Genomic DNA, 13,251 nt, shown 5'->3' with positions numbered 1-13,251 from the left:
AACCTACAATGATGAAAACTACAAGTCACCTGTCAGCAGTACATCGGATTCTTTTGATCCTGAGTGGCCTGGCCCTGGTAGCGGTCATCTTCCTACCCATCTGGCGTATTGAGCTCGACGCAGCACAATACCCAGAAGGGCTAGAACTACAGATCTATAGCAACAAGTTGGCCGGACAAGTTGATATTATCAATGGACTGAACCACTATATCGGGATGAAAACGCTACATGCGGAAGATTTCATAGAATTTAAGGTCTTGCCCTATATCATCTTATTTTTTGCGCTTGCTTTTTTGCTTACCGGTTTCGTGCAGAATAGAAAACTGCTCTATGGCTTATTCTTTTGTTTTCTGCTTTTTGGAGTCGCAGCCCTGGTTGACTTTTATATCTGGGAATACAACTATGGGCATCAGCTCGATCCATCTGCACCGATAAAAGTTCCCGGAATGTCTTATCAGCCACCACTGATCGGATACAAACAGCTTTTAAATTTTGGCGCCTATTCTATACCTGATATCGGGGGATGGATCTTTATACTCTGTGGAATTATCTTGGCCTTTTGTACAGTGCGAGAGTGGCAAAATAATAAAACCCTAAAACTAAAATCATATGAGAAACTATAAATTATTTGCGTTGATCTGTAGTAGTATATTGCTGGTTCTATGTAGTTTGCAGGCCTGTCAGGGCAACAATAAACCCAAGCCTATTAAATACGGTAGCGAGCAATGTGCCCACTGTAAGATGACAATAACGGACGCGCGTTTTGGTACGCAGCTGCAGACAAAAAAGGGACGGGTCTTTAATTTTGATGACGTACAATGTATGATCGCCTTTGTCAAAGGGAACTCGGTCAAAAAAGAAGAGATTGCCGTTTATTACCTGCCGGATTATGTTAGCCATAAGCTCGTACCGGCTGAAGGTGCATATTATCTCAAAAGTGAAGCCTTGAAAAGCCCAATGCGAGGCAATGTTGCTGTATTTGAAAAACGGGTGGAACTGGATAAGGTCAAAGCAGAGATCGGTGGCACGGTGATGACCTGGAATGATCTGTGGAAATAAATGAATAACAATGAAGAATCTAGCTTTAGCGTTGTACTGTGCAATGGCTTGTCTTTGGCTCGTAAACGTGCCTGTATCGGCTACAACCATCCAGGTAGGAAAGGGGCAGTCGGTCAGAACAATAAAGGCTGGCTTAGCACAAGCGAAATCAGGTGATACCGTTTTAGTAGCGGCGGGTGTGTATAAGGAGGGGAATATTGTTATTGATAAGGCAATTTTCCTGAAAGGCCTGGGAAAACCTGTGCTGGACGGCGAGAAAAAATATGAACCGCTCTCGATCAAATCACCGCAGGTTACTGTTCAAGGCTTTTTAATACAGCATTCGGGACATTCTTCCATGAATGATATTGCCGGTATTAAAATTTACAATACAGCGCATATCAAAATTTTTGACAATGAGCTCGTGGACAATTTTTTCGGGATTTATGCGCAGAATGCTACAAACGTTGAAATACGGGGCAATATCCTCAAAGCTTTTGGTACAGCGGAGCAGCTGATTGGTAATGGTATTCATGCTTGGAAATCAGATAGTTTAAGTGTTGAAAATAATGAAGTGTCTGGACATAGGGACGGTATTTATCTTGAGTTTGTGACCCATACTCGAGTACAGGGCAATCTTTCTGAAAAAAATCTGCGCTATGGTCTCCATTTTATGTTTTCCCATGAGAACAGTTACATCTCAAACACCTTTCGCAGCAATGGTGCAGGTGTAGCTGTTATGTATACCAAGCATGTCCATATGGAAAACAATAATTTCGAAGAGAATTGGGGCGATGCCGCCTATGGATTGTTGCTCAAAGATATTTCCGATAGTCAGATCATCAACAATCAGTTTAGCCGCAACACCACGGGTATTTTTATGGAAGGATCGAATCGTATCCATATTGAACATAACAATTTTAAGAGCAACGGATGGGGGCTCAAGATTCAGTCGAGCTGTATGGACAATGTGCTTAAAGACAATAATTTTCTTCAGAATACCTTTGATGTTGCCACCAATGGTACCCTTACACTCAACAGCTTTGTGCATAACTATTGGGACAAATACGAGGGATACGATCTGGACAAAGACGGATTTGGGGATATCCCTTTTCGTCCCGTAAGCCTATTCTCGATGATGGTTGAGCGCTATCCTTCGGCGATGTTACTTTTTCGAAGTTTTATGGCCATGTTGTTCGACCGGACTGAAAAGCTATTACCAAGTCTGACACCCGAGGGGCTTAAAGACGATAAGCCTCGCATGAAATCAATAAAAGTATGATTAGTATCCAGCAGTTAACAAAAAGCTTTGGAAAATTCAATGCATTAAAGGGCATTGATCTGACCTTGAATGGCGGCGAATGCGTTGCCTTAATTGGCCCCAATGGCAGTGGTAAGACTACTTTGATCAAGTCTGTCCTAGGTATGGTCATGCCGAGTGCCGGACGGATCACTTTTGAAGGACAGGACATTGGACAGCAATGGGCTTATCGGAACCATATCGGCTATATGCCGCAGATCGGTCAATATCCTGAGAATATGTCCATCAAACAGGTCCTGGATATGATCAAAGATATCCGTAAACAGCCCCAGGCGGATTCGGATCTTTATCAGGCTTTTGGCGTGGACAAGCTGTTGGAAAAACGGATGGCAACGCTTTCCGGTGGCACAAGACAAAAAGTAAGTGCCTGTATCGCATTTATGTTTGACCCCAAAGTACTCATCCTGGATGAACCTACAGCAGGACTGGATCCTCTGTCTACCGAAATTCTCAAGGATAAAATCAAAAAAGAAATCGGACGCGGTAAACTGATCATCATCAGTTCCCATGTGCTTAGTGATCTCGATGAATTTGTATCGCAGATTGTCTTTCTTCAGGAAGGAGAGCTGAAGTTTCATAAGAGTTTGCAGCAATTAAAAGAAGATACAGGTACTGAAAAGCTATCTAAAGCAATCGCTTATTTGATGCAGAACCGCGACCTGTCTAATTAGAGAAAAGATGAATAAAATTATACGCTACGTTTTTGTGGATCTCTTGCGCAACAAGACCATTTTATGCTACACCATATTACTCTTTGTACTTTCCATGACGGTCTATAGCATGGAGGACAACTATGAAAAGGGATTACTCAGTCTACTAAATATTGTGTTGTTTGTAGTTCCGCTGATGAGTATCATTTTTTCAGGCATCTATATCTACCAGAGTTCCGAGTTTATCAATTGCCTTGTCAGTCAGCCTTTGCAACGGCAAAGCATTTGGGGCAGCCTGTATGTGGGTCTGGCAGGTGCACTTAGTTTAGCTTTTTTTATTGGCGTTGGCATACCAACTTTTATCTATGCATTTAGCTCTTCGGGAATTACTTTGGTCGGTTGCGGACTGTTACTTTCTTTGATTTTCGTTTCGATCGCGATGTGGACATCTGTATTGATCAGAGATAAGTCGAAGGGGATAGGATTGGCAATTTTGCTTTGGCTTTATTTCACGCTGCTTTTTGACGCACTGGTGCTTTTCATCCTATTTCAGTTTGCGGATTATCCCATCGAACATGGAATGGTTGCACTGTCCATGCTCAATCCCATCGATATCTGTCGCATCCTTATTTTATTACAGGTCGATCTATCCGCGATGATGGGCTATACAGGGGCGATATTTCGGGATTTCTTCGGTAATACATTCGGCATTGCGATCACCCTGTTGGTCATGTTGCTCTGGTGCCTCATTCCTCTAGGGCTATCTATTCGCTATTTTAAGAAAAAGGATTTATAATAATTTATTGACCATTTAATACTATTATCATGATTAAATCACCGTTATTGGAGGTTTTCAATATAGAACCTCGACTTAAACACCCGACCATATTTGATCACTTCGATGCCCTGGATTCGGGCGAGTCATTTATTATCAAAAACGATCATGATCCTAAACCGCTCTATTATCAGTTGCTGGGTGAACGTGGAAAGGATCTCATTTGGAATTATCTTGAATCGGGGCCCGAATACTGGCAGGTTCGCCTTGGCAAACCGCTCGAAAGCGAAACACTGGAAACCGTTGGCCATATTGCTGCCAAGGATATCCGCAAGGCCGAAGTTTTAAAACAGCTTGGGGTAGATTTTTGTTGCGGTGGTAAGCAGACGCTTAAGGAGGCCGCTCATAGTGTTGGTCTCGATGAAATTGAATTGCGCAGACGGTTAAACCAATCCGAAGAGCTTCCTATAGCCGGCCCACCGCTAAATTTTAAAGATTGGGATATCGATTTTTTAAGTGATTATATTAAGAATGTTCATCATCGGTATGTCCGGGAAAAAGGACCGATTATTCAGGAACTTGCACATAAAGTGGCCGATGTGCATGCACAGCAGCATCCCGAGCTGGTCAACTTGTCCCAAGAACTCGATGCCTTTCTTGATGACCTTTACCATCATTTGGATAAAGAGGAGAAGCAGCTCTTTCCGGCAACCAAGAATGAACAAGAATTGACCAGCAAACAGGTAGATCAGCTCATTCAATTTTTGATTTCCGAACACGAAGATTCAGGAAAGGAACTTCAGCAGTTGCGCAAAATTACCCAAAATTACACATTGCCAGCCAATGCCTGCAATTCCTACACGTCATTATTTTCACAGATCGAATCTTTCGAATCCGATCTTTTGCAGCATATCCACCTGGAGAATAATATTTTATTTCCAAAGTTGCTCGCGAGCTACGGTGTTCAAATGAATTAAAAACTAGAAAAGCCATGCGGATAAACCAGCATACCAAGATTTCAGAACTGATCAGCTATAATGACTTAAGCATTGAAGCCATTGCAGCTATTGCCAAACCCTTGCGTAAGATCCGGATCCCGGTGTTGCGTCGGATACTGGCCCCTCGGGTCTCCATAGGCGAAGCAGCAAAAATTGGCGGATGTTCGGTTGCAGATTTCCGTGCTGCGCTGGTACCGCTCGGCTTTATTTGGATGTCAGATGGAGCTGAGAAAGTCAATGATCCATTCGATGCAGCAGAGCGGCCAAGTTGGATGGATGATGCAGCAGTGACGGTTGTATTCGATGTGAGACCCCTATTGGAAATGGGGCAAGATCCATTAAGAGATATTTTTCAGTTGTATCGCTCACTCGTCGCAGGAGGGATTCTTTGCATCAGCAATTCATTTGTCCCCATTCCATTGATTAGGCGTATGGAGGAGTGTGGAGTGCCAAGCTATAGCCACGAATGGGCGGAGGGCGAATTCAGAAGTTACTTTTATAAAAAAGATACAGTGCTGTCCGTTCAGCCTGCTGAGGGCGATCATATTTCATTTGTGCCGAAACGACTTTTTGAGCAGAAATTAGCACGACTTTCCGCGCTTCAACTTGTTACATTGGATGTCAGGACATTGCCTATGCCGCAGCCCATGGAATCAATTCTTGAGGCCCTTGCTCAACTGAAAGCCGATGAGGTTGTCTATGTAAAACATCGGAAGGTTCCGCTCCATTTACTAGAAGAACTGGATCATTTTTCTTATCGGATTTTCATCCATGAACAACATCCTGGAGATGTCCATCTGTTAATTTACCCCGTTAAATAAAATGGCACATATTGCTATTCATAAGAGCCCAGAAGCGTATGCTGTATTGCCGTTTTTTATCACTGCGGGCATTTTTTTTCTACTGTTCAGCTTCCTCTTGGTTTTTAGCGGGGGGCAGCTCTTTGGGCACCATTTTCAACCAAAAGTGCTGGCAATCGTCCATAGCCTAGCACTAGGTTGGGGCACGATGGTGATTTATGGAGCGGCGTATCAGCTGGTGCCGGTTATTTTTGAACGTTCACTTCGCTCTTCCAAATTGGCATTTTTCAGTTATATCCTATTGACATCGGGAACCTGTGTGTTGATTTATAGTTTCTGGTATTTCAAGATCGGTTTACTCATGTGCGTTGGAGGGCTATTGATTACGCTCAGCTCCTACCTGTACTTCTACTTGCTGTGGATGACGACTAAAGATGTGGAGCATCTATTTGAACTACGCCTTTATTTTACGTTCTCGGCCTTCTGGCTTTGTTTTACAACCACCTTAGGCCTTTTGCTTGCCATTAATTTAGCCCATGGTTTTCTAACAAAAAGTCACCTCGATATCCTAAAGCTACACGCCCACGTCGGTATTGTTGGTTGGTTTTTGCAGTTGATCCTGGGAGCGGGAGCGAAGATGCTGCCGATGTTTCTCTTGGGACAATCCACCAAAACAAAGTGGCTTTATGTTTCGGTCATTTTGATAAACCTTGGATTGGTACTTTTTTTATTGGACGGATACAGCCATCCTGTGGGATTAAGATCTCTTACCTTTGGAGCAATAGTGCTATTGGGAGTAGTTTGCTGGGCCGTTTTTGTCGTGGATTGTTTTGTGCACCGGGCTCGTAAGGTACTGGATATTCCGATGAAACATAGTTTCATTTCCTTTTTGAGTTTATTGTTCGCGTTTCTCACCTTACCTATGGTTGTCCGGCAGGAGTCTGGTAATTGGGTGAATTTATATGTCGTATGGGTGTTTTTTGGATGGATAACGGGTATTATTTTAGGGATGACCTATAAGACCCTGCCTTTTATGATCTGGAATTGGCGCTATAAAGATCTCAATGGCATCAAAAAAATACCTTTGCCCAAGGAACTTTATAGTCAGCGATTACTTTCTATACAATATTATCTTTACCTAGTGGCGCTTGTCGTCATGGCGGTTGCTGTAGCCGTTCAATTCAGGTGGGCATTATACTGTGCAGCCTGGCTTTGGGCAGCACTTGCTGCTGTTTATGTTGTCAATGTCGGAAAAGTAGTTTTTCATCAAAGAAAAAGTAAATAAACTACGCACCTCGCCTATATATTTAATGAAAGATACCATGAAAATTGATCTAACAAAACCGGAGGCTTCCGATCAGTTAAAAGCTGTTCAGGTATTGATGCTTGTGATGGATCCCGAATTGGGGATCAACATCGTAGATATGGGCTTAATTTATGATATTAATTTAACCGATCCCAGTCGTATTGTTGTTACCATGACGTTATCTTCATCCTATTGCCCGATGGGCGACTCTATCGTTCATGGCGTTGAAAAAACATTGCAACAGCAATTTCCACAGCGGGCAATAATTATCGAGCTCGTTTGGGATCCTATTTGGACTCCCGATCGGATCAGCGAAGAGGGAAAGAGCCTATTGGAACGAGAATGATTTCTTGAAGAATAAATTCACCTCCCTATTTCCGCTATTCGCCGAGTTTTCCCGATCGTTAGTCTAAAGCCTTTAGGCTAAGGGCCTATTGTGTTGTAGTTTTGAGTCAACAAATAAGAACAAAAGTACTAACACAATAAAAAAAAACATTATGAAAGTATTAGTAAAAACATTCGCAGCAGCAGCTTTAATCGCCGTATCTACATTTGCTATGGCAGCTGAAGGACCTGGAGCAAAAGCAACAAAAGAAAACGTTAACCTTTCCACAGCTGACTTCGCTTTAGAGCACTATGTTGCGGTCACTACGGAGGGAGAATCAGCAGGCGTAGAGCAGTTATTCGCAGCTGATTTTAATCAAAAGATCCAAGCTACCAATGCGCAGTCTAACAGCCGTAGCGAAGTGGTTAAATCCTTGAAAAAACAAAAAGGAGAGAAGCTGAACTGCACAGTTAGCACTGATATTTTAGAAGAATCTGCAGATTATATGGTAGCTAAAGTAACGTTGAAATTTGAGAACTTCACCAAAACGGACTTAGTTACCTTGGAGCGTGTGGCTAATGACTGGAAAGTATCCAAATCGATTAATTCGTATAAATAGAGGCGATTTCAAATAAATATATATGTTGTGGAGCCATGTCGGGAGATGTGGCTTTTTCGTGATCTATTTAAAATAGCGAGTTGCCTCGGGGATAAGGTAGCTTGTGGAGCTCAATTAGAATAATTAAGTAGAAAGAATAGGTGAATTTAGGAGAAGCGCTTAATGAACAGACTTTTAATAACGATCGTACAATAGGCTGTAGGCTATTTCAGAAGGAAAAATGTAAATATTTTAGGGAAAGAACTAGGGAAAGATTAGGAGAAGAAGAAGTAGAAAGAAAGTAGAAGAATTAGTAGAAAGATAGTAGTATCGCCTCGTTTATAGATCTTGAATGCACTTGAGTTGATCGTGTAGTTTAATCACACCTTTCCCTACAACAGCTCATACGACAAAGCGTTGATAAACTGGATAGCCTTAGTTTTCCTCTTACCATAGCCTGAACGGTTATGACCAAAGACATGGTATCTCGGTGATCGTTCCAACACGAACTCACGGATTTCGTCGCTGCACTAGGCATTATTTGCTAAAAACTGCTAATTAGGGATTAATTTAAATAACTTTTATAGGGGTTGTGTTCGTACCTGCTTCGCATATCCTTCGGATCAGGACATCTAGGGTTCGATTGTCGACCAGTATCTGACCAGTTTTTCCCTGTACAGAGACTGGACAAGGTCTGTTGGGCGTCTGTACAATATCTATTGATGATCCGAACGTGGTACGAATCTGATACGAAGCAGGCTCACCTCTCTATTCCCGCCATTCACCGAGTTTTCCAGAGCGTTAGTCTAAAGCCCGTAGGCTAGGGGCGTATTGTGTTGTAGTTTTGAGTCAACAAATAAGAACAAAAGTCATCATGAGCATCGATGGAAATGCTCATGATAGCTTCATCACAATTGAAGAACAAATTATTTAGATAAAAAACTAACACTATAAAAAAAGATATTATGAACCATCATGAGTGTATTCAAAAGGCACTCATGATAGCTTTATCATCAAATAAAAAACAAATAATTTCGAGAAAAAACGCTAGTAAAAACATTCGCAGCAGCAGCTCTAATCGCAGTATCAACTTTCGCTATGGCAGCTGAAGGGCCAGGAGCAAAAGAAACAAAAACAAATGTTAACCTTTCCACAGAAGACTTCGCTTTGGAACACTATGTAGCGGTAACCACCGAGGGCGAATCAGCAGGAGTTGAGCAGTTATTCGCTGAAGATTTCAGCCAAAAGATCCAATCTTCCAATGCGCAATCTAACAGCCGTAGTGGAGTGGTCAAACTATTGAAAAAACAAAAAGGTGAAAAGCTAAACTGCACAGTAACCACAGATATTTTAGAAGAATCGGCAGACTATATGGTCGCTAAAGTAACTTCGAGATTTGAGAATTTTACGAAGACTGATCTGGTTACCTTGGAGCGTGTGGGCAATGACTGGAAAGTATCCAAATCAATCAATTCGTATAAGTAGTATCCAATAACTAGTGGTTTGTCAGTAATAAAAGACAAACCACTAGTGAATCATATGTTTAAGTTTAGTTTAGAAGCCATATCGTGAGATGTGGCTTTTTATGTCAAAAGGGCCTGATTCTCATCAGACCCTTTCTCTTAGCGTTTATTTGTACAGCAATTTTTATGTTTCCTATCGTTTCCTCTTTTTTGTTTCGTCATCCAATGTTTTTAAAAACTATTGGATTTTCACTGTACGACGCCAATTTTTATGTTGAACCTTTCTTTCGAAAGGTAGCTTGTAGCCGTTTTGTATTGCACGAACAATAGCCAATTTGAAATAGTTTTATCGGAGTGATTTTTTTTATAAATTGGCTTGGCTTATTTAAACTGTATGAAGATCCCTATTATTAGGGACCAGGCTATTCAATTAAATATTTTAAATAATCAGTTATGATAAAAGAAACATCACGAATATTCTCTTCATTCTTATTAGGAATTATAATATGTTTCTATTGTACTTCGACGAGTATAGCTCAAACTAGTCGTAACAATGATCCAGCCTTTTGGACTGATGATATACAGTTTGATATTGCCACCAACCAGACATTTTTTAAATCCTATGATTCAATAAATTCAATTGTTATAGGATATAAGGATTTAAAACCTTATTACATTTTATTAAATTTTAAGAATGATTCGTTAGGCACCAAGACTGAGCACTTTGACCTGACATTTGAAGGAGATTTATGGCTTCTAAAAAAAGCATACCCTTCGATTGAAGTATTGGATTTACAATCGGACGAGTTTAATAGCAATGCCAGTTTAGGAATAGAAAAGATTCAGAGGATAAAATCCATTACTATAGAAAGAAAAAAACTTCATCTATCATTATTTAGTGCTACCATTTCTTCGGGTACAAGAGATTATCTTACAGAAAACGTATGGGCGTTTGCTGCCAGGTATGTTGGAGGAACGAAAGAACTTGAAAAAAATCTAAGTTCAATTAGTCGTCCTGAGCTGTCAAAAAATGATGTAGATAGTGTTTTTCTATTTAAAGTAAAAATATCAAAAGAAGGCGACTTAGAGGAAGTAGAGCCAGTATATGGTAATAAATCTTCGTATTCTAAAGCGCTTCAAAAGAAATTGTCTGAAAAAAATACGAACTATTTTGGCGACGGTACCTCAAAATGGAAAGCTGCGATTCGGGGTAATGTCAGTAGGCCTTTGAATTCAATTTTAAAAATTTATGTTAAAAGAAGCCAAAATGGACAAATCACAATAAAAACTCCGACAGTGCTTAGAAACTGGACTGGTAACTAAGTCCAATAGTACGTCCGCAGAAAGTGTGTGGTACTGTTTGATATTTAACTGTTCAAAAAAGATTACAGTTGTTCGTTTCACGATCAGTCTTTCGCAGGAGCTTGATTTTGGTGTTTAAGAATATCCATCAGCGCACATTAGTAGAAAGATCAAGCATTAATAAACTGAACAGCCTCGACCTTATCTTACCATTTTATCCTTGTGACTGCTTAAAAAGAATGCTATTTTACAATGTTAATAACATTTATTGCTAATCAGTTAAAAAAAAGCTTAATTTGTAGGTTAAGCCATAGAGATTTTAGATAAATAGATAGATGACTCATACTGCTCATAATAAATTAGTTAGTTTTATTTGGTCCATTGCCGATGATTGCCTTCGCGACGTATATGTCCGGGGTAAGTATCGTGATATTATTTTGCCTTTTGTTGTATTACGGCGTATCGATTCTTTGCTCGAAACGACGAAAGATGCTGTACTTGAAGAAGTGCGCTATCAACGGGAGGATGCAGGCCAGGTTGAACTTGATCCCGATGGTCTTAGACATGCATCCAAGTATGTGTTTTACAACACATCCCCTTGGACAATGGAGAAACTCAAAGGCACAGCGACCAATTCGCAACAAAAATTGGTGGCCAATTTTGAAGAGTATCTGCTTGGTTTTTCTGCCAATGTGCAAGAGATTATCGAGAAGTTTAATCTTCGTGCGCAGATACGCCATATGGCAGCCAAAGATGTATTGTTGGACGTCTTGGAAAAGTTTACTTCTCCCTATATTAATCTGACACCGCTAACAAAGAATGATCCTGAAGGACGTCTATTGCCAGCGTTGTCCAACCTGGGAATGGGATATGTATTCGAAGAGCTGATCCGCAAATTCAACGAAGAGAATAACGAAGAGGCTGGAGAGCACTTTACACCACGTGAAGTCATTCAATTAATGACTCACTTGGTCTTCGAACCGCTAAAAGATCACCTGCCCAATATTATTACCATATATGACCCTGCTTGTGGTAGCGGTGGGATGCTTACTGAAAGTGAAAACTATCTTGTCGAAGATGATGCCTTTAAATACAAAGGGGATGTCTATTTGTATGGTAAGGAGATCAATGATGAAACCTATGCCATCTGTAAGTCCGATATGATGATCAAGGGCAAGGATCCGGAGAATATCCGTGTCGGTTCAACATTGTCGACCAATGAGTTTTCGCATATGAAGTTCGACTTCATGTTGTCCAATCCACCCTATGGTAAATCTTGGGCTTCAGAACAGAAATACATCAAAGATGGTAAAGAAGTTATCGATAGCCGTTTTCAGATCAAGCTTAAAGACTATTGGGGCAATTGGGAAACCGTAGATGCCACGCCGCGTAGTTCCGATGGACAGCTCCTTTTCTTGATGGAAATGGTGGACAAGATGAAAGCACCTACTTCCAATAAGATCGGAAGCCGTATTGCATCCGTGCACAATGGCTCATCGCTTTTTACAGGTGATGCAGGTTCTGGTGAAAGTAATATCCGTCGGTATATTATCGAGAACGATCTATTGGATGCAATCGTTCAGATGCCTAATAACTTGTTCTATAACACGGGTATAACCACTTATATATGGTTATTGAACAATAATAAGCCAGCTGCACGAAAAGGACATGTGCAATTGCTTGATGCGAATAAGCTGTTTCAAAAATTACGTAAAAACCTGGGGAGTAAGAACTCAGAATTTTCGCCAGCACAGATAGGCGAGATTGTTAAAAATTATCTTGAGAACAAATTCGAGAGCGCAGAGAATGATCTGCTGCAAGTCAAACGCTTTAAGAATGCGGACTTCGGCTACTATAAAGTCAATATCGAACGACCGAAAAGGCTCAAGTCACAGTTTACAGCGGCGGCTTTGGACGAATTGCGATTTGATAAAGCCCTCAAAGTTCCGATGCAGGTCTTGTACGAAACCTATGGCGACCTTGTCTATACAGACCTTACTAGCAAAAGCGAAGAGATTAACCATCGTGCTGAGAAAGAAGACTGGGGACTCAACAAAAAGCAACTCGCTAAGCTGATCGAAGCAGCTACATGGAATAAACCAAAAACGCTATATGATCTCGCACTTGTGCTCTGGTCGCATATTGGCGATGATGAGTTTAAGGATTTCAATGCTTTTTCAACTTTGGTCGACGATACCTGCAAAAAGCATAAGGTTACCCTTACTGCTGCGGAAAAGAAAGCAATCTTATCGGCGATAAGCATTTATGATGCCGAAGCAGAAAAGGTGATCAAAAAGGTAGAGAAGATCACGGGCGATAAGAAAGCTCAATTGCTAAACCACTTCGGTTGCTCCGAGGAGCAGTTATCCTTGTTTGGTTATTATCCAACTGCTAAAGCTGGAGAGTTTACCGTATACGAGACCGAGAGTGATCTGCGCGACAGTGAGCAGATCCCATTAGACGAATCCATTATCAGCTATTTTGAGCGCGAGGTACTTCCACATGTGGAGGAGGCTTGGATTAATCTGGATTCTGTCAAGATCGGTTATGAGATCTCCTTCAACAAATATTTCTATAAGCATACACCATTACGCTCTATCGAAGAAGTCAAGGCTGATCTCTTGGCTTTAGAAGAGCAGGCAGATGGTTTATTGCAAGATATTTTAAACTTCTAG

Annotated in this window: 13 protein-coding genes; all 13 read left to right on the top strand. The window is 41.0% G+C overall.

Annotated elements, in window-relative coordinates; all coding sequences use genetic code 11:
• Positions 1 to 8 precede the first annotated feature (8 nt).
• The 13 genes from B4Z47_RS22780 (at position 9) to B4Z47_RS22720 (ending at position 13,251) form a co-directional block, all read left to right on the top strand.
• Complete coding sequence (locus B4Z47_RS22780) at positions 9 to 623, top strand: hypothetical protein (protein WP_198386050.1); 615 nt, start codon at positions 9 to 11, stop codon at positions 621 to 623.
• Positions 610 to 1,059 (top strand): nitrous oxide reductase accessory protein NosL, encoded by a 450-nt coding sequence (locus B4Z47_RS22775; RefSeq protein WP_083295915.1) that lies wholly within the window; start codon positions 610 to 612, stop codon positions 1,057 to 1,059. The genes B4Z47_RS22780 and B4Z47_RS22775 overlap by 14 nt, the downstream gene beginning before the upstream one ends.
• A 10-nt stretch (positions 1,060 to 1,069) precedes the next feature.
• A complete protein-coding gene (locus B4Z47_RS22770) occupies positions 1,070 to 2,320 on the top strand; it encodes a nitrous oxide reductase family maturation protein NosD (RefSeq protein ID WP_070565743.1) in 1,251 nt (416 codons plus the stop codon).
• The gene (locus B4Z47_RS22765; RefSeq protein WP_088160564.1) at positions 2,317 to 3,030 is read left to right on the top strand and encodes an ABC transporter ATP-binding protein; all 714 of its coding nucleotides are present in this window, start codon (positions 2,317 to 2,319) and stop codon (positions 3,028 to 3,030) included. The genes B4Z47_RS22770 and B4Z47_RS22765 overlap by 4 nt, the downstream gene beginning before the upstream one ends.
• Positions 3,031 to 3,037: 7 nt before the next feature.
• Positions 3,038 to 3,805 (top strand): ABC transporter permease subunit, encoded by a 768-nt coding sequence (locus B4Z47_RS22760; protein WP_070565740.1) that lies wholly within the window; start codon positions 3,038 to 3,040, stop codon positions 3,803 to 3,805.
• Between the two features lie 29 nt (positions 3,806 to 3,834).
• Complete coding sequence (gene ric, locus B4Z47_RS22755) at positions 3,835 to 4,761, top strand: iron-sulfur cluster repair di-iron protein (RefSeq protein WP_070565738.1); 927 nt, start codon at positions 3,835 to 3,837, stop codon at positions 4,759 to 4,761.
• A gap of 14 nt (positions 4,762 to 4,775) precedes the next feature.
• Complete coding sequence (locus tag B4Z47_RS22750; protein ID WP_115049928.1) at positions 4,776 to 5,603, top strand: DUF2249 domain-containing protein; 828 nt, start codon at positions 4,776 to 4,778, stop codon at positions 5,601 to 5,603.
• 1 nt (position 5,604) lies between these two features.
• Positions 5,605 to 6,867: a hypothetical protein gene (locus B4Z47_RS22745; RefSeq protein WP_286727962.1), complete on the top strand. Its 1,263-nt coding sequence runs from the start codon at positions 5,605 to 5,607 to the stop codon at positions 6,865 to 6,867.
• A gap of 37 nt (positions 6,868 to 6,904) precedes the next feature.
• Positions 6,905 to 7,234 carry a metal-sulfur cluster assembly factor gene (locus B4Z47_RS22740; protein ID WP_070565732.1) on the top strand — a complete coding sequence of 110 codons (330 nt, stop codon included), beginning with the start codon at positions 6,905 to 6,907 and terminating at the stop codon, positions 7,232 to 7,234.
• 151 nt (positions 7,235 to 7,385) lie between these two features.
• Entirely contained in the window at positions 7,386 to 7,832 is a 447-nt protein-coding gene (locus B4Z47_RS22735) for a nuclear transport factor 2 family protein (RefSeq protein ID WP_201639596.1), read from the top strand.
• 1,077 nt (positions 7,833 to 8,909) lie between these two features.
• Positions 8,910 to 9,296: a nuclear transport factor 2 family protein gene (locus B4Z47_RS22730; RefSeq protein WP_286727961.1), complete on the top strand. Its 387-nt coding sequence runs from the start codon at positions 8,910 to 8,912 to the stop codon at positions 9,294 to 9,296.
• Positions 9,297 to 9,727: 431 nt separating this feature from the next.
• Positions 9,728 to 10,597, top strand: coding sequence for a hypothetical protein (locus B4Z47_RS22725; RefSeq protein WP_286727960.1), 870 nt, complete (start codon positions 9,728 to 9,730; stop codon positions 10,595 to 10,597).
• A gap of 314 nt (positions 10,598 to 10,911) precedes the next feature.
• Positions 10,912 to 13,251, top strand: coding sequence for a type I restriction-modification system subunit M (locus tag B4Z47_RS22720; protein WP_286727959.1), 2,340 nt, complete (start codon positions 10,912 to 10,914; stop codon positions 13,249 to 13,251).

The organism is Sphingobacterium sp. UBA2610 (genome assembly GCF_002339225.1).
GTDB lineage: Bacteria > Bacteroidota > Bacteroidia > Sphingobacteriales > Sphingobacteriaceae > Sphingobacterium > Sphingobacterium multivorum.
This window is presented reverse-complemented; position numbering and strand designations above follow the sequence as displayed.